At 63.8% G+C, this 21,504-nt stretch carries 23 protein-coding genes; 12 read left to right on the plus strand and 11 right to left on the minus strand.

Translation table 11 applies throughout. The features are described from left to right. Nucleotides 1-176: 176 nt before the first annotated feature. Nucleotides 177-1,376, minus strand: coding sequence for a cell division protein ZapE (zapE, locus tag AC1VON_RS03615; protein ID WP_483120421.1), 1,200 nt, complete (start codon nucleotides 1,374-1,376; stop codon nucleotides 177-179). 130 nt (nucleotides 1,377-1,506) lie between these two features. Continuing rightward, nucleotides 1,507-2,046 carry a protease inhibitor Inh/omp19 family protein gene (locus tag AC1VON_RS03620; RefSeq protein WP_172347891.1) on the minus strand — a complete coding sequence of 180 codons (540 nt, stop codon included), beginning with the start codon at nucleotides 2,044-2,046 and terminating at the stop codon, nucleotides 1,507-1,509. 271 nt (nucleotides 2,047-2,317) lie between these two features. On the opposite strand from AC1VON_RS03620, the gene AC1VON_RS03625 reads away from it, so the two are divergent. The 8 genes from AC1VON_RS03625 (at nucleotide 2,318) to AC1VON_RS03660 (ending at nucleotide 9,717) form a co-directional block, all read left to right on the plus strand. Next, the gene (locus AC1VON_RS03625) at nucleotides 2,318-3,337 is read left to right on the plus strand and encodes an MBL fold metallo-hydrolase (RefSeq protein ID WP_483120422.1); all 1,020 of its coding nucleotides are present in this window, start codon (nucleotides 2,318-2,320) and stop codon (nucleotides 3,335-3,337) included. A 93-nt stretch (nucleotides 3,338-3,430) separates the two neighbouring features. After that, entirely contained in the window at nucleotides 3,431-3,592 is a 162-nt protein-coding gene (locus tag AC1VON_RS03630; RefSeq protein ID WP_032932257.1) for a DUF1328 family protein, read from the plus strand. 97 nt (nucleotides 3,593-3,689) lie between these two features. Beyond that, complete coding sequence (gene dapF, locus AC1VON_RS03635; RefSeq protein WP_483126266.1) at nucleotides 3,690-4,574, plus strand: diaminopimelate epimerase; 885 nt, start codon at nucleotides 3,690-3,692, stop codon at nucleotides 4,572-4,574. Next, entirely contained in the window at nucleotides 4,574-5,914 is a 1,341-nt protein-coding gene (mtaB, locus tag AC1VON_RS03640; protein ID WP_483120423.1) for a tRNA (N(6)-L-threonylcarbamoyladenosine(37)-C(2))-methylthiotransferase MtaB, read from the plus strand. Before dapF ends, mtaB begins: the two co-directional genes overlap by 1 nt. Nucleotides 5,915-5,928: 14 nt before the next feature. After that, entirely contained in the window at nucleotides 5,929-7,725 is a 1,797-nt protein-coding gene (gene ftsY, locus AC1VON_RS03645) for a signal recognition particle-docking protein FtsY (RefSeq protein WP_483120424.1), read from the plus strand. A gap of 44 nt (nucleotides 7,726-7,769) precedes the next feature. Further along, a complete protein-coding gene (locus AC1VON_RS03650) occupies nucleotides 7,770-8,444 on the plus strand; it encodes a septation protein A (protein WP_140776098.1) in 675 nt (224 codons plus the stop codon). Between the two features lie 81 nt (nucleotides 8,445-8,525). After that, on the plus strand, nucleotides 8,526-9,146 hold the full coding sequence (locus AC1VON_RS03655) for a pyridoxamine 5'-phosphate oxidase family protein (RefSeq protein WP_172347888.1): 621 nt from the start codon (nucleotides 8,526-8,528) through the stop codon (nucleotides 9,144-9,146). Between the two features lie 37 nt (nucleotides 9,147-9,183). Continuing rightward, nucleotides 9,184-9,717 carry an NADPH-dependent FMN reductase gene (locus AC1VON_RS03660; protein ID WP_483120425.1) on the plus strand — a complete coding sequence of 178 codons (534 nt, stop codon included), beginning with the start codon at nucleotides 9,184-9,186 and terminating at the stop codon, nucleotides 9,715-9,717. 112 nt (nucleotides 9,718-9,829) lie between these two features. Here the strand turns inward: AC1VON_RS03660 and AC1VON_RS03665 are convergent, their stop codons facing one another. Next, the gene (locus AC1VON_RS03665) at nucleotides 9,830-10,036 is read right to left on the minus strand and encodes a tautomerase family protein (protein WP_483120426.1); all 207 of its coding nucleotides are present in this window, start codon (nucleotides 10,034-10,036) and stop codon (nucleotides 9,830-9,832) included. 159 nt (nucleotides 10,037-10,195) lie between these two features. Continuing rightward, a complete protein-coding gene (locus AC1VON_RS03670; RefSeq protein ID WP_483120427.1) occupies nucleotides 10,196-11,116 on the minus strand; it encodes an SMP-30/gluconolactonase/LRE family protein in 921 nt (306 codons plus the stop codon). 295 nt (nucleotides 11,117-11,411) lie between these two features. Between AC1VON_RS03670 and AC1VON_RS03675 the strand changes: the two genes are divergently transcribed. Beyond that, a complete protein-coding gene (locus AC1VON_RS03675) occupies nucleotides 11,412-11,576 on the plus strand; it encodes a hypothetical protein (RefSeq protein ID WP_081850415.1) in 165 nt (54 codons plus the stop codon). 249 nt (nucleotides 11,577-11,825) lie between these two features. Here the strand turns inward: AC1VON_RS03675 and AC1VON_RS03680 are convergent, their stop codons facing one another. From AC1VON_RS03680 to ccmA, 4 genes are all read right to left on the minus strand, one after another. Continuing rightward, a complete protein-coding gene (locus tag AC1VON_RS03680; protein WP_483120428.1) occupies nucleotides 11,826-12,404 on the minus strand; it encodes a DsbE family thiol:disulfide interchange protein in 579 nt (192 codons plus the stop codon). Further along, the gene (ccmD, locus tag AC1VON_RS03685; RefSeq protein ID WP_172347884.1) at nucleotides 12,401-12,574 is read right to left on the minus strand and encodes a heme exporter protein CcmD; all 174 of its coding nucleotides are present in this window, start codon (nucleotides 12,572-12,574) and stop codon (nucleotides 12,401-12,403) included. Before ccmD ends, AC1VON_RS03680 begins: the two co-directional genes overlap by 4 nt. 161 nt (nucleotides 12,575-12,735) lie before the next feature. Further along, complete coding sequence (ccmB, locus tag AC1VON_RS03690; protein WP_483120429.1) at nucleotides 12,736-13,401, minus strand: heme exporter protein CcmB; 666 nt, start codon at nucleotides 13,399-13,401, stop codon at nucleotides 12,736-12,738. Nucleotides 13,402-13,461: 60 nt separating this feature from the next. Next, nucleotides 13,462-14,124, minus strand: a complete 663-nt coding sequence (ccmA, locus tag AC1VON_RS03695; protein ID WP_483120430.1) for a heme ABC exporter ATP-binding protein CcmA — start codon at nucleotides 14,122-14,124, stop codon at nucleotides 13,462-13,464. A 285-nt stretch (nucleotides 14,125-14,409) separates the two neighbouring features. On the opposite strand from ccmA, the gene acnA reads away from it, so the two are divergent. Beyond that, a complete protein-coding gene (gene acnA, locus AC1VON_RS03700) occupies nucleotides 14,410-17,100 on the plus strand; it encodes an aconitate hydratase AcnA (RefSeq protein ID WP_172347882.1) in 2,691 nt (896 codons plus the stop codon). Nucleotides 17,101-17,172: 72 nt separating this feature from the next. Here the strand turns inward: acnA and AC1VON_RS03705 are convergent, their stop codons facing one another. Next, nucleotides 17,173-17,856, minus strand: coding sequence for a ceramidase domain-containing protein (locus tag AC1VON_RS03705; protein ID WP_172347881.1), 684 nt, complete (start codon nucleotides 17,854-17,856; stop codon nucleotides 17,173-17,175). Nucleotides 17,857-18,035: 179 nt separating this feature from the next. Here AC1VON_RS03705 and AC1VON_RS03710 point away from each other — a divergent pair, with 179 nt between their 5' ends. Both AC1VON_RS03710 and AC1VON_RS03715 read left to right on the plus strand, forming a co-directional pair. Continuing rightward, nucleotides 18,036-18,821, plus strand: a complete 786-nt coding sequence (locus AC1VON_RS03710; RefSeq protein WP_172347880.1) for a DUF1223 domain-containing protein — start codon at nucleotides 18,036-18,038, stop codon at nucleotides 18,819-18,821. A gap of 520 nt (nucleotides 18,822-19,341) precedes the next feature. Beyond that, complete coding sequence (locus AC1VON_RS03715; RefSeq protein WP_483120431.1) at nucleotides 19,342-19,725, plus strand: DUF2794 domain-containing protein; 384 nt, start codon at nucleotides 19,342-19,344, stop codon at nucleotides 19,723-19,725. A gap of 129 nt (nucleotides 19,726-19,854) precedes the next feature. Here the strand turns inward: AC1VON_RS03715 and AC1VON_RS03720 are convergent, their stop codons facing one another. Then, nucleotides 19,855-20,457, minus strand: coding sequence for a GNAT family N-acetyltransferase (locus tag AC1VON_RS03720; protein ID WP_483126267.1), 603 nt, complete (start codon nucleotides 20,455-20,457; stop codon nucleotides 19,855-19,857). Nucleotides 20,458-20,544: 87 nt separating this feature from the next. Beyond that, nucleotides 20,545-21,318, minus strand: coding sequence for a Bax inhibitor-1/YccA family protein (locus AC1VON_RS03725; protein WP_483120432.1), 774 nt, complete (start codon nucleotides 21,316-21,318; stop codon nucleotides 20,545-20,547). Between the last annotated feature and the right edge of the window lie 186 nt (nucleotides 21,319-21,504).

A 21,504-nucleotide genomic window follows, 5' to 3' on the forward strand; every position in this document is an offset into this window, starting at 1 on the left:
TGGGATTTACGTAAGCGTCAAAGTTTGTAAGCCGACTTGCCTGAGATTACACAATTAGGATGACAATCAGAAGGCTTGAAGAGGCGATGACGCCCTTGTGATGCGGGCCGCCGAGGATGTGAACCTCGGCGGGACAGAGGGGCGCGAAGGATCGCGGCCTTCTGGAAACCGTCTCCTTACGCCTGCGCGCGCGACGCTTCCGGGGCCGCCTTCTCTTTCCGCCGCTCCGCCCAGTCTTCCAGCCAGTCGCGACTCTGCATCTCGATCAGGCGTGACGCGGTGCGCTCGAACTCGAACACCTCGACGCCGCGCTTGGCCACATAGAGCTCTTGCGGCGGCGCCTCGGCGCTCGCCACCAGGCGCACATGATGGTCGTAGAGCGTGTCGATCAACAGGATGAAGCGCTTGGCCTCGTTGCGCTTGCCCTCGCCCAGAACCGGAACGTGATCGATGAAGACCGTCGAGAAGCGTCCGGCGATGGCCAGGAAATCGCGCGCGCCGAGGGGTTTTTCGCAGAGGTCGGCGAAGGCAAACCGCGCCGCGTCGCCGGCGGCAGCCGGCACCACGACTTGCCGGCCCTTCAGCGTCAGCGACGTCGCGGCTGTCGGCGCGCCGCGCGTCATCGCCTGCCAGGCCTCGTCGAGCGCGCGGTCGGCTTCCGCGTCGGCCGGCGTGACATAGACCGGCGTCCGGGCGAGCTTTTCCAGCCGGTAATCCTTGTCGCTGTCGAGCGACAGCACCTGCGCGTGCCGTTCCAGAATGCCGATGAACGGCAGGAACAGCTGGCGGTTGAGCCCGTCGCGGTAAAGATCCTCCGGCGCCACGTTCGAGGTGGCGATCAGCACCACGCCATTGGCAAACAGCGCCGAAAACAGCCTGGACAGGATCATCGCGTCGGCGATGTCGGTGACGGAAAACTCGTCGAAGCACAGCACCCAGGCCTGCTCGGCCAGGGCTTTTGCCACGGGTGGGATCGGATCGTCTTCCTTGACGTCGCCATTCTTGCGCGCCTGCCGGTGCTTCTGGATGCGGTCCTGCACGTCGGCCATGAAGTCGTTGAAGTGGACGCGACGCTTGCGCCGGACCGGCAGCAGCTCGAAGAACATGTCCATCAGCATGGTCTTGCCGCGGCCGACACCACCATGGATGTAGAGGCCCTTGACGATCTCACGCGTCTCGCGCTTGCGGGCAAACAGCCAGCCCAGCGCACTGGATTTGTGCGCCAGCCGTTTTGCCGAGATTTCCGATGTCAGCCGGTCGAGCGCGGCGGCGATGCGCTCTTGCGCCGGATCGCGCTCGATCGCGCCGGTTTCCACCAGATGGTCGTAGCGCTGCCTGACGGTCGCATGGGTCTGGAGGCCGTCACGCAGATGCATCGGTCACGTCGTTGTTCAGTCCGGGGAGGACTAGGTGTGTTGAGATTCAGGTCAGGCCGAGCCGAGAATGTCGGCTTTCGAGAAGCCGCCGTCCGCAGGCCGGCATCGCCTGAATATCGGCATATCCAGCTTACCTTGTAAGCGAAATCGGCTGCCCGTTGGAAGTCTGGCCGTCGAATTTCGAGCCGCCCGAGGAATAGAGCCGCGCCAGCGAACCGCCATTCTCATCATAAAGCGTCAGCTGCTTGCCGGCGACATTCCACGACTTGATGCCATCGATCGGCGCCGGGCAGTGCAGCGGCCCGGCGCGGAAGCCGGCGCCGAACTTGGTCTGCGGCGTCGCGATCTTGCAGCTCTGGCCGGAAACGCTGGCGTTCCAGACGCCGGCGACGCTTGCCGCGCTGAGATCCGAGGCACCGGCGGGTGCCGAGCCGTCCGGCGGCAAGGACGCGACCTGCGTGTTCGCCGGAGCGGTCGGGAACTGCGACGGGTCGGTGGTGCCGGGCGAGGCTGGCGGCGGCAGCTGGTTGGAGGTCACCTGGCCAGCCGGCGCTGGCTGCAGTGGCGCCGGCTGCTGGTCGTCCATCGACGAGAACCGTGAGGTTGAGCAGCCACTCGCAACGAGCGCCGCCAGCGATACGGCCGCCAGGCCGCTTTTCGAAAAATTCATTCCAACCTCCGTCGGATCCGGCTGGGGGGACGCCGTCCGCGCAATCTCTCACCTCCACCAAGATGGAGAAGGTGGCGAAATTTCAACCCGATATGGTTAAAATAGGGTTTGTAGCAAGATTTGTTGCAAATTTATCGCAATCAGGATGGACTGGCCGGCTTGCTGCCCGGCCTCCGCAATCCCAGCCTGCAAGGCTTGCGCCTTCGCCATTCGGCGCTTGCGCCGACCGACGCAGGACCTATGTCTAGGGACCGAAACGCGGGAGCACACCTTGGCCGCGAGAAAGAAAGCCGCCAACCGCTATTACAGCGGTCCGCCCAGCGACCATTTCGATGGCACCCTGTTCTTCAACCCGGGCGGCCGGATGCCCGGCCGCTTCGTGGATCTGCTGAAATGGCAGTTCAATGGCCAGCGCGCGAAATGGCCCGCGACCAGTGCGAACCCCTTTCCGCAGGCTAGGCCAGCCGGGAAGGTCGAGGGTGCCGAGCTCACGGTGACCATGGTCGGTCACTCCACACTGCTGATCCAGACCGCCGGGCTGAACATACTCACCGATCCGGTCTGGTCGCAACGCGCCTCGCCGTTTTCCTTCGCCGGGCCAAGACGCGTCAATCCGCCGGGCATCGCCTTCGCCGACTTGCCGCCGATCGACCTCGTCCTGGTCAGCCACAATCACTACGACCATCTCGACCTCGCCACGCTGAAGCAGCTCAAGGCCGGCCACGATCCGATGGTGGTCACCCCGCTCGGCAACGATGTCCTCATCGGCGAGGCGGTTCCCGGCATGCGTCTTTCGGCATATGACTGGGGCGGCAGGATCGATCTCGGTGACGGCGTTTTCGTCCACATCGAGCCGGCGCATCACTGGTCGGCACGCGGCGCGCGTGACCGGCGCATGGCACTGTGGGCCGGCTTCGTCATCGAGACGCCGGGCGGCAAGATCTATTTCGCCGGCGACACCGGCTTCCACGACGGCATCAACTACCGGCTGATGGCGGCGAAACATGGCGGCTTCCGCTTCGCCATCCTGCCGATCGGCGCCTACGCGCCGCGCTGGTTCATGGCGCCGCAGCACCAGAACCCGGAGGAAGCGGTGCAAGGCATGAAGCTGTGCGATGCCGCCTTCGCCGCCGGCTGCCACTGGGGCACCTTCCAGCTCACCGACGAACCGATGGACGAGCCGGTCCGCAAACTTGCCGAGGCGCTTGACGCCGAGGGCCTGCCGCAGGAACACTTTCGCGCCTTGCGGCCGGGCGAGGTCTGGGACGTGCCCAAGACCGTCGCGCCCTGAACCGGGAGCCGGCTTCGCGGCTCGCGGGAACCTAGGCACGACAGCCGCGTTCTTCATGCGGTTTCGAAATGTGTCGGTTCGCGAGGCATTCCCATGATCAAATGGATCATCATTCTCCTGATCATCGCCGCGGCGGCGAGCCTGCTCGGCATGCCGGCGCTGGCCGGAGCCGCCGCCACAGGCGCGCGCATCCTCATCGGCATCGTTCTCGTCATCTTCCTGCTGGTCGTGCTTGGCATCTTTGCCGTGACCTAATCCCGGCGTCTTCGCCGTGACTGAACACGCCTGCGCACTGGTAATTCCCGCCCGTTTCCGCCATATAGCGCCAAATGGACACGGAATGACCGGAAGAATGGCAGGCACCGCCCCCTTCGCCAAGATGAACGGCATCGGCAACGAGATCATCGTTGCCGATATGCGCGGCCGTGCCGATCAGGTGACGGCGACGGCCGCCCTTGCGCTGAACGCCGATGCCGCGACCCGCTTCGACCAGATCATGGCCATCCATGACGCCAAGACACCGGGCACGGCCTACTATGTCGACATCCTGAATTCGGACGGCACCAGTGCGCAGGCCTGCGGCAACGGCATGCGCTGCGTCGTCCGGGCGCTTGCCGCCGAGACCGGCCAGAAGACATTTACCTTCGAGACCCGTGCCGGCATCCTCAACGCCAGGGAACATGCCGACGGCACGATCTCGGTCGACATGGGCACGCCGCGCTTCGGCTGGCAGGAGATTCCGCTCGCCGAGGAGTTCCGCGACACCCGCATGATCGAATTGCAGATCGGCCCGATCGACGCGCCCGTGCTGCATTCGCCTTCGGCCGTCTCGATGGGCAATCCGCACGCCATCTTCTGGGTCGACCGCGACGTCTGGTCCTATGAGCTTGACCGCTTTGGCCCGCTGCTCGAGAACCACCCGATCTTCCCCGAGCGCGCCAACATCACCATTGCCCAGGTCACGTCTCCCGAGAGCATGACCATCCGCACCTGGGAGCGCGGCGCCGGCCTGACCAAGGCCTGCGGCTCGGCGGCCTGCGCCGCGGCGGTGGCAGCAGCGCGCACCAAGCGGACTGGACGCAGCGTCAGCCTGTTGACCCCCGGTGGCGGCACGCTGCATGTCGAATGGCGCGACGATGACCACGTCATCCTGACGGGTGCGGCCGAATGGGAATTTTCCGGCAGCTTCGATCCCTCGACCGGCACCTGGGCCCGTGACACCGAAAGCGCGGCCTGATGTCGGTTGCTCTGTCCAGGAGCCCTGACGTCCACGGCTCCCTTTCCGAGGCCCCCAGCCGCATTGATGTGGTGACCTTCGGCTGCCGGCTGAACACCTATGAATCCGAAGTGATGCGGCGCGAGGCCGAGAGCGCCGGTCTCGGCGCGCTGGATGGCGGCGCTGTCATCTTCAACACGTGCGCCGTCACCGGCGAGGCGGTGCGCCAGGCCAAACAGGCGATCCGCAAGGCGCGCCGCGACAACCCTGGGGCACGCATCATCGTCACCGGCTGCGCCGCGCAGACCGAGCCGGAAAAATTCGCCGCCATGGACGAGGTCGATCTCGTGCTTGGCAATGAAGAGAAGCTCAAGGCGCATTCCTACCGCGCGCTGCCCGATTTCGGCGTCAACGACACCGAGAAGGCCCGCGTCAACGACATATTCTCTGTGCGCGAGACCGCCGGCCATATGGTCGACGCCATCGAGGGCCGCGCCCGCGCCTTCGTCCAGGTGCAGAATGGCTGCGACCACCGTTGCACCTTCTGCATCATTCCTTACGGTCGCGGCAATTCGCGCTCGGTGCCGATGGGCGCCGTGGTCGAACAGGTCAAGCGGCTCGCCGGCAACGGCTATGCCGAGATCGTGCTGACCGGTGTCGACATGACCAGCTTCGGCGCTGACCTGCCGGGCTCGCCCAAGCTTGGCAGACTGGTGAAGACCATTCTCAGGCAGGTGCCCGACGTGAAGCGCCTGCGGCTATCCTCGATCGATTCGATCGAGGCCGACGAGGAATTGCTCGAAGCCATCGCCACCGAATCCAGGCTGATGCCGCATCTGCATCTGTCGCTGCAGTCGGGCGACGACATGATCCTGAAGCGCATGAAACGCAGGCATCTGCGCGACCATTCGATCCGTTTCTGCGAGGATGTGCGCAAATTGCGCCCTGCGATCGTCTTCGGCGCCGACATCATCGCCGGATTCCCGACCGAGACCGACGCCATGTTCGAGAACTCGATAAAAATCGTCGAGGAATGCGGTCTGACCCACCTTCACGTCTTCCCGTTCAGCCCGCGCGAAGGCACGCCCGCCGCGCGCATGCCGCAACTGCGCCGCGAGGTGGTCAAGCAGCGCGCCGCCCGGCTGCGCGCCACCGGCGAAGCTGCCTACCGGCGCCATTTGTCATCGCTTGCGGGAACCCGGCAATCGATCCTGATCGAGCGTGACGGCCTTGGCCGCACCGAAGGCTTCACGCTTGCCGCACTCGGCACCGGCGCGCCGGGCGAGATCGTCGAAGCGACAATTACTGGCCACGATGGTATCCGGCTGATCGCAGCCCCGCTTGCCGCCCGCGCCGCCTGAGAAACGCAAAAAGCATGGCTGGTTTTTTCAAGAAGATATTTTCGTTCGGCAAGAAAGAGGTTGTCGAGGAGCGGATCGACGAGACCGCCCCGCTGCCCCCGATCAAATGGGACCAGCTCGATGCGCTGAAACCGGCAGCCGAACAGGTCGTTCCGGAGTTCTTGAAGCGCGACGAGCCGCAGCCCGAGGCGGAGGTGGTGCCGGCACCAGCGGTCGAGCCTGTTGTAGCACTGCAGCCGGAACCGGCGCCTGTCGAACCGGTTCCGACCATCCCACCGGTGCCTGAGCCGACTGTTCCATCGGAACCGGAACCGCGGCAGGAGCCCGCGCCGGAAGAAGAACCCGCGCCTGAAAAGCCTGTCGAGCCGCCGCCACCCGAGGAAATTCCGCTTCCCCCGCCTGCTCCGGAGCCCGCCCCCGAACCGCAGCCGCAAGAAGTCCCTGCTCCCGCTGAGCCGGAGATTGCGCCGCCGCGTCCGGAACGGCAGCCGGAACCAGCACCGATCGAAGTGCCGGCCCCACCCGCCGAGGTTCCAGCCGAACAACCCGCGCCGGTCGAAGTGCCGCCACCGGCCGTGCCTTCTACGCAGCCGACTTCCGAGGTCAGCGCCGCCCCTCATCCGCCTGCCGGCACCTTCTCCCCGTATAGTGACGGGGAGAAGGAAGAAGCTTCTCACCCTCCCCTCGATGGGGAGGGTCGACGCACGCCGCCCGAAGCTGCACCCGCGCCGGTCGCGCCGCAGCCCGTTATTGCCGAGATCGCGCCCGAGCCGCAGCCCATCCCGCCACCGGCCCCACCCTTGCCGGAGCCGAAACCCGCCCCCGGCAAGGTGACCGTCGCCAAAAAGGTCGAGCAGAAGGCCGAGCCGGTGAAGGCGCCGGAGCCGGCGCTGCGGCGCTCCTGGTTCCAGCGCATGCGGGACGGGCTGGCCCGTTCGTCGCGCGAACTCACCGGCAACATTGCCGGCGTCTTCACCAAGCGCAAGCTGGACGAGGAAACGCTGCAGGACCTGGAGGATGTGCTGATCCGCGCCGACCTTGGCATGGAGACCGCGCTTCGCATCACCGACGCGCTGGCCGCCAGCCGCTATGGCAAGGACGTCTCCGATACGGACGTGCGCACCGTCATGGCGGCCGAGGTGGAGAAGGTGCTGACCCCCGTCGCCCGGCCGCTGGAACTCGACCTCTCGCACAGGCCGCATGTCATCCTGGTGGTCGGCGTCAACGGCACTGGCAAGACCACCACCATCGGCAAGCTGGCGGCAAAACTGACGGATGGCGGCCTCTCGGTGATGCTCGCCGCCGGCGACACCTTTCGCGCCGCCGCGATCGAACAATTGAAGATCTGGGGCGAGCGCACGAAGTCGCCTGTCATCGCCTCCAAGATCGGCGCCGATGCCGCCGGCCTCGCCTATGACGCTTTCGAAAAGGCGAAAGAGGCGGGCTCCGACGTGCTGATCATCGACACCGCCGGCCGGCTGCAGAACAAGACCGAGCTGATGGCGGAACTGGAAAAGATCGTCCGCGTGCTCGGCAAGCTCGATCCGGAAGCGCCGCACACGGTGCTGCAGACGGTCGACGCCACCACCGGCCAGAACGCGCTCAACCAGGTCGAGATCTTCCGCAACATCGCCGGCGTCAACGGCCTGGTGATGACCAAGCTGGACGGCACGGCGCGCGGCGGTATTCTGGTGGCGATCGCGGCAAAGCACAAATTGCCTGTCTATTTCATCGGCGTCGGCGAACAGGTCGACGACCTCGAGCCTTTCTCGGCAAGCGAATTCGCCAGGGCGATCGCTGGAGTGGCGTAACGGCATGATCCCTTTGAACGGGATCGTGCGTAAGAAGGAAGATCATGAACCCACCCATTCTCGAACGCGATCCGTCCGACCCGCAGAAAGAGAAGAAGGAAGGCGTCAATCCCCTGCTCAAGCTGGTGCTGGAGCTTGGGCCGCTGCTGGTCTTCTTCTTCGCCAATGCGCGCGGCGAATGGCTGGTGCAGAAATTCCCGGTCCTGGGCGAATTCGGCGGCCCGATCTTCGTCGCCACCGGCCTGTTCATGGCCGCCACGGCCATCGCGCTGATCGCCTCATGGCTGCTGACGCGCACCTTGCCGATCATGCCGATGGTTTCGGGCGTCGTCGTCTTCATCTTCGGCGCGCTGACGCTCTATCTGCAGGACGACATCTTCATCAAGATGAAGCCGACCATCGTCAACACGCTGTTCGGCGGCGTGCTGCTCGGAGGCCTGTTCTTCGGCAGGTCGCTGCTCGGCTATGTCTTCGATTCAGCCTTCAAGCTGGATGCCGAAGGCTGGAAAAAACTCACGTTCCGCTGGGGCCTGTTCTTCCTGTTCCTGGCCGTCGTCAACGAAGTGGTGTGGCGCAATTTCTCCACCGATGCCTGGGTTACCTTCAAGGTCTGGGGCATCATGCCGATCACGCTTTTGTTCACCTTCAGCCAGATGCCGCTGATCCTGCGCCATTCCCTGGACGACAAGGCGAGCGGGGAAGAGAAGGCAGGCAAGTAGGACCTGCAAGTAGAGCAATTCCAGGAAAGGCGCGTAGCGCTCTCCCTAGGGAATTGCGTCAAAACAAAAAGGGGGAGAGCCATGGAATTCGTCACCACGCGTGAAGAGCTTCGGACGATCTACAAGACGCCGCGCCCGACCGACGGCTCGATCCGCAAGGAACTGAAGGCGCTCGACGGCCATTGCCGTTCCTTCATCGGCAAGAGCCCCTTCGTGCTGATCGGTTCGTCCGACGGCGCCGGCAATGCCGACGTGACGCCGAAGGGCGACAAGCCAGGCTTCGCCGCCATTCTCGACGACCGCACCATCGCCATTCCCGACCGGCCAGGCAACAACCGGCTGGATACGCTGGAGAACATCCTGCGCAATCCCTCGGTCGGACTGCTCTTCCTCATCCCCGGCATGAACGAGACGCTGCGCGTCAACGGCGATGCCCGCATCACCGTCGATGCAAATCTGCGCGAGCGCCTGGCCGTCGACGGCAAGGAGCCGCAAAGCGTCATCGTCGTCGCCGTCAAGGCTGCCTACATGCATTGCGCCAAGGCCTTCATGCGCTCCGATCTGTGGAAGCCGGAGAGCTGGTACGACCGTGCCACTCTGCCGACACTCGGCCAGATCCTGCGCGATCAGCTGGCGCTCGCCGATTCGGCCGAGGCGACCGACCGCTGGCTCGACGACGATTACAAGCAGACCATGTGGTAGGTTTCCCAGCGATTCGTCCGAACTGGCCTCGCCGACTGTGCTGAACATCCTTGCCATCTCCGGCAGCCTGCGGGCGGCCTCCACCAATTCGGCCTTGCTCGCGGCATTGGCGCGCAACGCGCCGCCTGGCTGCCGTGTCACTGTCCATGATGGGCTCGGCCGCTTGCCGATCTTCAATCCGGACGATGAGGGCGAGCGCACGCCGTCCGAAGCCTCCAGGTTGATCGACGCCGTCACTGGCGCCGACGGCCTCATCGTCTCCTGTCCCGAATATGCCCATGGTGTGCCGGGCGGGCTGAAGAACGCGCTCGACTGGCTGGTCTCGCGCGACGCCGCCGTCGCCAAGCCGGCCATGCCAGTGCACGCCTCGCCCCGCTCGCTATTTGCGCGTGCCGCCTTGGCCGAGATCATGCGGACCATGTCGTTCGCGATGTATGAGGACGGGTTGGAGATCGCGTTGTTGGGGAAGAAGCCGCCGGAGGTGGCGGCTATTTTGGCTGACGAGGCGAATGTGCTGGCGATGCGCGACGCCGTGCAGGCCTTCGCGGACTTTATTCGCAGGCAAACATAGGGTCGTCATCCTAGGGTTTCCGCGACGTCGCTTCGCGACTGCTTCGCCCTAGGATGACGAAGTTGAGAGCTTCGACCAATCTCTAACGTTGAGGGTTGCCACTCTCTCCGCCCTAACCCTTCCGCAGGGTCTCGACATCGGTCTTGCCGACATACCAATCGCGGGCGTTGACCTCTTCGAAAACCACCCAGACATCGTCATTGCCGAGCCCGGTGGCATCCATGATGGCCGTCGTGACTTTCTTGGCGATATCAGCCTTCTTGCCTGCCGGATCGGCGGCGATCACTTCCTTGACGATGCGGATGTTGACGAATGGCATGACGCTCTCCCCTTGGGTTTTTCTGCTTTCCGGCAAGAAGCTGCTTTGAAAGCCTCTCCGACGGACTGAATGGAGGCCGCTTCGGCAACTTCGGCGCGGCGGGCGCCCCTTTTATGCGCAGGAGCGCCATCAAAACCCGCCAAAGAAGAGTGTCCAGCCTCAATAGGTCTTGGCCCCGTTCACCATCAGCCGCACCGAATAGAGCGAGGTGGTGCCCGCGATGTAGAGACAGTTCAGCTTGGCGCCGCCGAACACGCAGTTGGCGGTCACCTCGGGCACCTTGACCTTGCCGATCAGCGTGCCGTCCGGATCGTAGCAATGGATGCCGTCAAAGGCGCTGGTCCAGATGCGTCCGTCGGCGTCGAGCCGGAAGCCGTCGAACAGGCCGGCCGTGCAGTCGGCGAAGACCTTGCCGCCCGAAACCTTCTTGCCGTGCTTGCCGACGTTGAACACCCGCATATGCGCCGGATTCTCGGCGCCATGCGTGCGGCCGGTGTCGACGACATAGAGCAGGCTCTCGTCGAGCGAGAAGGCAAGCCCGTTGGGCCTGACCATGTCGGTGATGACGGCCTCGACGTCCCCGCTATCGGGATCGACCCGGTAGACGTGGCAGGCGCCGATCTCGCTCTCGGCCTTGTCGCCTTCATAGTCGGTGTCGATGCCGTAGGTCGGGTCGGTGAACCAGATCGAGCCGTCGGATTTCACCACCGCGTCGTTGGGCGAATTCAGCCGCTTGCCCTTCCACTTGGCCGCGATGGTGGTGACCGAGCCGTCATACTCGGTGCGGCTGACGCGGCGGCCCGAATGCTCGCAGGTGACCAGCCGGCCCTGCCGGTCGACGGTGTTGCCATTGGAATTGCCCGAGGGCTGGCGGAAGACGCTGACGCTGCCGTCCGTCTCGTCGTAACGTAGCATGCGGTTGTTCGGAATGTCGGACCAGACGACATAGCGGCCGGCGGCGAACCAGGCCGGCCCTTCCGCCCAGCGGCATCCGGTGAACAGCTTCTCCACCTGCGCGCTGCCATTGAACAGGCGCGCGAAGCGCGGATCGAGAACTTCATAATAGTCTGCGGCCGCCATGCATTTCCTCCCGGCATCACGTGACGGCAGATCAAGCCAGCCCGCGATCGATCTGGCAAGACGGCGCCTTCGCAATTTGTATGACAAAACGGAGAGGAAGCTGCCATGCGGCTCCGCTGCCCCGCGACCGTGCGGCCAAGACGCGCCTTAGGACTCGATTAACCGGCTATGCGCTGCGTGCAATGGTGCATTGCAACATCTGCTTTTTGCAATGCACCATTACTATGTCATGTTCCGTATTGACCAAGGGAGGAAGAACCGGCCGCCAGAATGCGGCATAGAAGGAACCCTTGCTATGATCTTCGATCTCATGAACCGCGCTCGCAGCAGCATCGCCAAGCGCAAGCACTACAACCGCCTCGTCGCTGAAATTGATAGCTTTTCCAGCCGCGATCTGGCCGACATGCGCGCCGACCGCTCGGAAATGCTCTACCAGATCCACAAGCAGATCTACGGCTGAGTAGCCGGTCGGCCCATCATGTTCGTCATCCTTGGGCGTAGCGACGCGTAGCGGCGCGCAGACCAAGGATGCATGCCGTGATTTTCGAGCACCACGGCGGTGCCGAATCTGGTTTCGGGATGGTCTGTGATTTCGTGCTAACAGGCGCGCGTTTCGTACCGCCGCATTTCCCGGCGAACGTCTCGGCACGGATCCTAGGGTCTGCGCTGCGTCGCTTCGCTCTAGGATGACGAAGACGAGAGCGCGCCGTCAGTTCGGCACGGCTAATGCCTTCTCGATCTGCGGCAACAGCAGCGTCTGCGCCGACTCCGCCGTCAGCGGGCCGACATGCTTGTAGGCGATCTTGCCGTCCTTGCCGATAACGAAGGTTTCCGGCACGCCATAGACGCCCCAGTCGATCGCCGTACGGCCGGCTTCGTCGACGCCGATCGCCTGGAACGGATTGCCTAGGTCGCCGAGGAACCGGCGGGCGTTTTCCGGCTGGTCCTTGTAGTTCAGCGCTGTCATCACGAAGCGCTTGTCCTGCGACAGCGCCAAAAGCACCGGGTGCTCTTCCCGGCACGGCGCGCACCATGACGCAAACACATTGACCAGCGTGACCTTGCCGGCGAACGCCCTGGAATCGAGTCCCGGCAGGTTTGATCCCCCCAACGCCGGCAGATTGGTCTGCGGCGCCGGCATCCCGATCAGCGCCGAAGGCACTTCCGAGACATCGCGTCCCGACAAAAGCTGCGACAGGAACAGGCCGGCAAGGCCGAGAAAGACCAGGAGCGGCAACAGCACGAACAGGCGGCGCCCGCGCGTCGGGGTTTCGGTTTCGCTGCTCACGGCTTCTCAGCCTCCGCCTTGTCGGAACGTCGCCGCACGCCTGCTGCTTCCAGTTCGGCAAGATCCCGCTTGCGCCCCCTTTGGTCGAGCAGGATCCAGCCGATCAGCCCGGCCAGAACGACCGCCGTGATGCCATAGGCGGCCGTGACATAGAGTGCATGCGCACTCATGCCTGCCGCTCCATCGGCGCGCCTCTTTCCAACCTTCCGCCTCGTTCGATCATTCTTCCCCTTAACGGCCCGCCTACGGCTGTGCAACGCACCGTGGTTTCAAACATACGTGGCCACCGTGCCGCGGCCCTTGATGTCGCGCAAACCATGGCCAACCTCGCTCAATCGGTTCCATGCCGCAGTGCCAGCGCCGCCGAGACCGGCCCCAGCACGGCAAGAAACAAGGTCAGCGCGGCAAGAATGAGGAAGGGCTGCAGGAACGGATCGGGACTTGCGGTCGCGCCATAGCTCGCCGAAACGCCGAAGATCAGCACCGGGATGGTCAGCGGCAGCACCAGCACGGAGATCAGAAGTCCACCGCGCGGCAGCGCCACCGCCACCGCCGCACCTGCCGCGCCAATGAAGGTGATGGCCGGCGTGCCGACCAGAAGCGTGAGCGCCGTGGCGCCGATGGCGAGCGGCTCCATGTTCATGAACAGGCCGAGCAGGGGCGCGGCGATGACCAGCGGCAGCACGCTGCCCGCCCAATGCGCGAGGCACTTCACCAGCACCGTCAGCGCCAGCATGTGCCGGTCGTTGCCGAGCACCAGGAGATCGAGCGAGCCGTCCTCGCGATCGGCCTGGAACAGCCGGTCGAGCCCGAGCAGGCAGGCGAGCAAAGCCCCGATCCACAGGATCGCCGGGCCGATACGGGCAAGCAGCTTCAGGTCCGGCCCGACACCGAAGGGGATGGTGGCGATGACGGCAAGGAAAAAGATGACGCCGGTCAGCGCGCCGCCGCCGGCGCGGATGTTGAGGCGGATGTCGCGCAGGAAGAGGGCTAGCACTTCACCCTCCCCCTTGTGGGAGGGTCGGCGCGCAGCGCCGGGGTGGGGGAGCGGCGGCCATCACAAGAGATCCCCACCCCGCTCCGCTTCGCGGATCGACCCTTCCCACAAGGGGGAGGGTGAATGCCCCATCACCAATTCCTTCGCCCCCTCGATCCCCAGCGGCAGATGCGTCGCCGCTACAATCATCCCACCAGACCGGCAATGCCTTGTCATCAACCCCGCGAATCGCTCCTCCGAAGCCTTGTCCAGCCCCGCCGTCGGTTCATCGAGCAGCCACACTGGCCGGTGACTGACCAGGAGTTTCGCGATCGCCGCGCGGCGCCTTTGCCCGGTCGACAGATAGCCGAACGGCAGATGCCCGATGCCATTAAGCCCGACCGTTTCCAGCGCCTCTTCGACCCCAGCATCTCCATTGCCGTTGAAGTCGTGCCAGAAGCGCAAGTTTTCCGTGACGCTCAGCGCGGTCTTCATCGCATTCTGGTGACCGAGATAATGACAGGCCGAAGCAATCGACGGAAAGTCATCGCCGCCGTCTTCGATCAGCAATCGACCTTCCGCCTTCGGCAGCAGCCCGGCGATGATCCTGAGCAAGGTTGATTTGCCAGATCCATTCGGTCCGGTGACGACCAGCGCCTGACCATCGCCGAGGGCGAAGCCAATGCCGGAAAATACCGCCTCGCCGCCGCGTTCGCCGCCCAGATTTTCGGCGATAAGCCGCATTCCTCGCCTGCCCTGAAAACAATGTTTCGCGAGCGCTGCCGCATCGCACAAATTTGCTCTCCAACTGTCTAGAACTATTCCAGAAAATTCTCTATATGCGGTGCATCCGTGCCAGCGGTCGGCTCGGGAACAGAATTTGCGCCGAACCAGCGCACGCGCCGCCTTGAACGGCTCGGGTTGCTTGGGAGCGGACAGCGGAAATGGCCGTACCCGCACCTTTGCGCGTGATTGCATGCCATCGGCGTCCGTTCCCTTTCAGGCTGAACAGACAAGGACGGATCGCACGTGTCAAAATCCCTCGATAGTTTCAATTGCCGCCGCACACTGACCGCGGGCGGCACCGAATATGTCTATTTCGACCTTGTCGAGGCCGAGAAGAACGGCCTCACCGGCATTGCCCAGCTGCCCTATTCGATGAAAGTGCTGCTGGAAAACCTGCTTCGCAACGAGGACGGCCGCTCCGTCACCAAGGAATCGATCCAGGCGGTCGCCGGCTGGCTGACCGACAAGGGCACCGCCGGCGTCGAGATCGCCTATCGCCCGGCCCGCGTGCTGATGCAGGATTTCACCGGCGTTCCGGCCGTGGTCGACCTTGCCGCGATGCGCGACGCCATGGCTTCGCTTGGCGGCGATCCGCAGAAGATCAACCCGCTGGTCCCGGTCGACCTCGTCATCGACCACTCCGTCATCGTCGACGAGTTCGGCACGCCAATGGCCTTCGCCCGCAACGTCGAGCTCGAATACGAGCGCAACGAGGAACGCTACAAGTTCCTGAAATGGGGCCAGCAGGCATTCCGCAACTTCCGCGTCGTGCCGCCCGGCACCGGCATCTGCCACCAGGTCAACCTCGAATATCTCGGCCAGGTCGTGTGGACCAACACCGAGGACGGCGAAACCACGGCCTATCCTGACACCTGCGTCGGCACCGATTCGCACACCACGATGATCAACGGCCTTGGCGTGCTCGGCTGGGGTGTTGGCGGCATCGAAGCCGAGGCGGCCATGCTCGGCCAGCCTGTCTCCATGCTCTTGCCCGAGGTCATCGGCTTCCGCCTCACCGGCAAGCTCAAGGAAGGCGTCACCGCCACCGACCTCGTGCTCACCGTCACCCAGATGCTGCGCAAGAAGGGCGTCGTCGGCAAGTTCGTCGAATTCTTCGGCCCGGGCCTGTCCAACATGACGCTGGCCGATCGCGCCACCATCGGCAACATGGCGCCGGAATATGGCGCCACCTGCGGCTTCTTCCCGGTCGATTCGGAAACCATCCGCTACCTGACAATGTCGGGCCGCGAGGAAAGCCGCATCGCGCTGGTCGAAGCCTATGCCAAGGCGCAAGGCATGTGGCGCGAGGCGGGCTCCGCCGACCCGGTCTTCACCGACCTGCTCGAACTCGAGCTGAGCAGCGTCGTGCCGTCAATGGCCGGCCCCAAGCGTCCCGAAGGCCGTGTCGCGCTGGAAGGCATCCCGGACGGCTTCGCCAAGGCGATGGAGACCGAGTACAAGAAGGCGGCGGAAATCTCCAAGCGCTACGCCGTCGAAGGCACGGACCATGACCTCGGCCATGGCGACGTCGTTATTGCAGCCATCACCTCCTGCACCAACACCTCGAATCCGAGCGTGCTGATCGGCGCGGGCTTGCTCGCCCGCAACGCCAACCGGCTCGGCCTCAAGCAGAAGCCATGGGTGAAGACCTCGCTGGCCCCCGGCAGCCAGGTGGTCGCCGAATATCTGGAGAAGTCCGGCCTGCAGAAGGAACTCGACCAGATCGGCTTCAACCTGGTCGGCTTCGGCTGCACCACCTGCATCGGCAATTCCGGCCCGCTGCCGGCGCCGATCTCCAAGACCATCAACGATAAGGGTTTGATTGCCGCTGCGGTGCTCTCCGGCAACCGCAACTTCGAAGGCCGCGTCTCGCCGGACGTGCAGGCAAACTACCTCGCCTCGCCGCCACTGGTCGTGGCGCACGCGCTGGCTGGAACCGTGACTAAGGACCTCACCACCGAGCCGCTCGGCGAGGACAAGAACGGCAATCCGGTCTACCTCAAGGACATCTGGCCTAGCTCGGCCGAGATCCAGGAGTTCATCGAGAAGAACGTCACCCGCGAGCTGTTCGCGCGCAAATATGCCGACGTCTTCAAGGGCGACGAGCATTGGCAGAAGGTGCAGGCGCCAGAAGGCCAGACCTACGCCTGGGACGACAACTCGACCTATGTGCAGAACCCGCCCTATTTCGCCGGCATGACCGCCGGTTTCGGCAAGATCGGCGACATCAAGGGCGCCCGCGTGCTCGGCCTGTTCGGCGACAAGATCACCACCGACCACATCTCGCCGGCGGGTTCGATCAAGGCCGCCTCGCCGGCCGGCAAGTACCTCACCGACCATGGCGTCGGCGTCGCCGACTTCAACCAGTACGGCACGCGGCGCGGCAACCATGAGGTGATGATGCGCGGCACCTTCGCCAACATCCGCATCCGCAACCACATGCTGGGCGAGAACGGTCGTGAGGGCGGCTACACCATCCACTACCCGTCGAAGGAAGAGGAATCGATCTACGACGCGGCGATGGAATACAAGAAAGAAGGCGTGCCGCTGGTCATCTTCGCCGGCGTCGAATACGGCAACGGCTCGTCGCGCGACTGGGCGGCCAAGGGCACCAACCTGCTCGGTGTCCGCGCCGTCATCGCCCAGTCCTTCGAGCGTATCCACCGCTCGAACCTGGTCGGCATGGGCGTCATCCCCTTCGTCTTCGAGGAAGGCACCTCGTGGGCTTCGCTCAACCTCAAGGGCGACGAACTGGTCGAGATCGACGGCCTGAGTGCCATCAAGCCGCGCCAGACGATGACCGCCAAGATCACCTATGGCGACGGCTCGGTGAAGAACGTGCCGATCATCTGTCGCATCGATACGCTGGATGAACTCGACTACTTCAAGAACGGCGGCATTTTGCAGTACGTGCTGCGCGACTTGGCGGCATAGTCGCAAGGGAATAAGGCAGCAGGGCAGTAATGGAGCAGGGCAAGGAAGTCATCTCCCTACTGCCCTACTGCCCTACTGCCCTACTGCCCTACTGCCCTTCGGCGCGCCATAGCGCGCCGCGGCGGCCAGCAGCACGCCCAGCATCAGCCCGTTGAAGATGTGCCACAGGAAGTGCGTGCCGAGCGGAAAGCCGGTGCAGACCATCGGGTCGATCATGCGCAAGATGACGGACACCACGAAGATCGCCGACCCGGTAAGATTGTACCAGCCGGCCCGGTTGCCGCTCACCGTCACCCAGACACCGAAGAAGGCAAGCGCCAGAAACGGCGGCAGGTAGCCCGTCGTGCCGTTTGACGCCTGACGCAGCCAATCCGGCACGGCGAAACTTACCGCCCCGGCCACCGCATAGAAGACGACGAAGACCGCAATCGCCTTGCCCCATTCCATCCCCAGGAAGCGGCGCAGGTTGAACAGCGTGTAAGCCAGTGTGAAGCCGGCGATCGGCAGCACGTCAATCCAGACCGTGCCCTTGGTGGCGAAGGTATGGAAGATCGTCGAGCCGATGCCGATCGCCACGACCCACCAGGCCAGCACTTCGGCGAAGGTCCCGGTTTTCAGTCGGCGTACTTCCCGTACACCCCATAGTCCCGCGACAATGAAAGCAAGGTTAGTCAAAGCATTCGTCGGCTCGGCCCAAAGTCCAGGTCCGGTCCGCTCACAATAGAGATCGACAGGGGTCAGGAGAGTTTGCCACATGGTGATGATGCCATCCCCGAATCGAACCACGTCATGAAATGCAGTGTCTCTCCTATTGCGCCCTTACCTTCGGTTGCAATGGCAAAAATTTCACCGCAACGTGACTTCCCGTTGACTTCCGCTTCTGCCACATATTTCAGCTAATCAGAACAAAGCCGGCGCCACCGGCGGGAATTGGAATGGTCATGGCCTGGCGAAGATCACTGTGGCTGGCAGCCTTTGCGCTGGCCTTCTCGGCTTTTGCCGATGCCGGCCATGCCGGCGAGTCCGAAAGAGTCCAGGCCGAAAAAGCCCAGCCCGACAAGCCGCTCGGCGTGGTCGAACTGTTCACCAGCCAGGGCTGCAGTTCCTGTCCGCCGGCCGACGCGTTTTTCGCCGAACTTGCCACCAGGGAAGACATTGTCGCGCTCTCCTACCACGTCGATTATTGGGACTATCTCGGCTGGAAGGACACGCTGAGCCGCAAGGAAAACACCGAGCGGCAGAATGACTATATGCGCGCCTTCGGCAGCCGCTCCGTCTATACGCCGCAGGCCGTCCTCAATGGCCGTGTGCATGTCAACGGCGCCAATCGTGGCGAGGTCAACGGCGCGCTCGCCCGCATGGCGAAATCCGGCGAAGGCATGCATGTGCCCGTCAAGATCAGCCGTACCAGCGACCGCGTGATCATCGATGCTGGCGATGCCGGCACCGGCCCCAACGATGCCCATGTCGTGATCGTCTATTTCGAGCCGCCCCAGACGGTCAAGATCGCCCAGGGCGAGAACTCCGGCCGCAAGATGACCTATTGGAACGCCGTCACCAGCATCCAGACCGCCGGCATGTGGCACGGCAAGGCGCAGCGCTATGAACTGCCGTTGAGCGAGATCACAAAGAAGGGCGGCTGCGCCGTCCTGCTGCAATCGGTCGGCAAGGACGGCATGCCGGGCCCCATCCTCGGCGCTGCTTTCATCCACAAGCCTTAACGAAAATAGCCGAAATGACCCTGCCTTCGTTATCTCCGGACGAAGTTCCGTCGCGGCGACCCCAGGCCTAGTTCCTCGGCCACTTCGCGTCGTTCCGCCCCTGGAATGACGACGGCTTGGGCGGCATCACCTTCGACCGGCGCATGAAAAAACCGACGTCAGCTTGCTTCTGACGCCGGTCATTTAGGTTTTGGGATCGTCGCACCCGATTCTTCCGAGGAAAAACCGAGGTTGGTTCGATCCGACGCAGACCCGTGGGCGGGGGGCTTGGGGTTTACGAGCCGGTGCCGGACCGAACCGTCTCAGGCAACGCCGGTAAATTCGTCGGACATTGGGGCATGAGCGCGGATAAAAAAAGGCAGAAATGTGGCGAAGCATCACCAATTCCAACAGACGGCGTTACAAAAGTGACTGGACGTGGCAGAAATGGCGCGCCCCTGCAGTCGCTTCGCCGCTCTTGCAATTGCGGCGCGAAGGGGCCAATTTTGGTTGGCAAAGATTCATTTTGAAGGATCGAGGCATGAGCGATGACGGCGGCGGGACGGGGGATGGTGACGCATCCGCAATATTGATCCCGCTGCACGAGGCGCGACGCGAGCGCCTCGAGCCGGTGCGGTTCGACCGGCGTGAACTGGACCAGATCCTCAGACTCTACGGACGCATGGTCGCCGCCAATGAATGGCGCGACTACGCCATCGATCATCTCACCGACAGGGCGGTGTTTTCCGTCTTCCGCCGCGCCAGCGAAGTGCCGCTGTTCCAGATCGTCAAGGATCCGAAACTGGCGCGCAAGCAGGGCGCCTTCGCCGTTATCGCCGCCGGCGGCCGCATCCTCAAGCGCGGGCAAGAACTCGGCCGCGTGCTCGGCGTCTTTGACAGCAAGCTCAGGGTTGTGGGAGCTTGAGCGGACAATTGGAATTGAGGAACTAAGGAACTGGGGAACTGGGGAACTGACGAATTTAAGAAAAGGCTCGACGCCTGAAGAACCCGCCTTCTTCTTCAACTCCTCAGTTCCTCAGTTCTTCAGTTCCTCTCAGGCCCCGCGGAACTTCCGCTCAGGCAGCGAGGCCGGATCAGGCGGCAACGACGCGCCGCCATTCATTGACAGCTGCATGAACACCGTGTCCAGCCAGCGCCCGTGCTTGTAGCCGGAACCTTCGAGCCGGCCTGAGTGGCGGAAGCCGAGCTTTTCATGCAGCTTGACCGAGGCGCTGCCTGGATGGCCGTCGCCGATCACCGCGACGATCTGGCGGAAGCCTGCCGCCTCGGCCGCCGCGATCAGGCTGCGCATCAGCATGAGGCCGACGCCCTGGCCCTTGGCCTCGGGCGCGACATAGACTGAATCCTCGACGATGAAGCGGTAGGCCGGGCGCGGCCGGAAGGCACCGGCATAGGCATAGCCAAGCACAGCGCCGTCCTTTTCCGCCACCAGATACGGGAAGCCGCCGGCCGTGAGCGTGGCGAATCGCGTGCCCATCTCGGCGCGGCCTGGCGGCTCCAACTCATAGCTCGCCGTGCCATGGGTCACCGCGTCGGCATAGATTTCGGTGATTGTGTCGAGGTCGGCCGAAGTCGCCGGCCGTATCACGATAGTGCACATTCTTGATGCAAGCCTTCTGTCTGCTTCCGATAACAGCAAACGCCGGCACAAAAGAAAAGGGCGGCCCTTGGGCCGCCCTTTCCAAACCCGATGGTCCAGTCAGACCATGAAGCGGACCGTACCTTAGCGGCGGTCGCCCATGAACTGGAGCAGGAACATGAACAGGTTGATGAAATCGAGATAGAGCCTCAGCGCGCCCATGATGGCCTTGCGGCCGGCGACATCGGAAACATCGCCCTCGAAATACATCTCCTTGATCTTCTGCGTGTCGTAGGCGGTCAGGCCGGCGAAGACCAGGACGCCGATCGCCGACACGGCGAAGGACAGCGCCGACGACTGTAGGAAGATGTTGATCACCGACGCGATGATGATGCCGAACACGCCCATGATCAGGAACGAGCCCATCGCCGACAGGTCGCGCTTGGTCGTGTAGCCGAACAGCGACAGCGCACCGAAAGCAGCGGCCGTGGCGAAGAAGGTCTGCGAAATGCTGGCCGTGGTATAGACCAGGAAGATCGACGACAGCGACAGGCCGACGAGACCGGCATAGACCCAGAACGTGGTCTGCGCGGCCGCGACGCTCATCGACTGAATCCTGAACGACAGGAAGAACACGGCGGCCAGCGGCGCCAGCATCACCACCCAGCGCAGCGGCGACCCGAAGATCGCATAGCCGAAGGACGTCAGCATCTCGCCGCTCGGCAGCGTTGCGACAGCCGAGGCCGGATCGGTGGTGGTGGCCAGCATGATCGTGCCGACGGCGGCAAGGCCGGTGATGAGGAGGCCAAGCCCCATCAGATTGTAGACCTTGATCATATAGGCGCGCAGGCCCTGATCGATGTCGGCGCGGACGCCGGGCACCGCCGACGCCTGATAATTGCGAATGGGATCAGCCATTGGAATCCTCTATTGCTTCTGCCCCGTCCGGTGTCGGGCCTCTTGCGGACCCAGGCGCCGCTGGCGGGACTCCAGCATGCCTGTGGCGAAATATGATGGTTATTCGCGTCAAGAACAAGACCGTAACCGGATGTAACGGTTCGTGAGAGGCCGAAATGCCGATTCTCCGGCCTTCCGGGCCGGGAT

Source organism: Mesorhizobium sp. HAY1-8B, assembly GCF_056868045.1.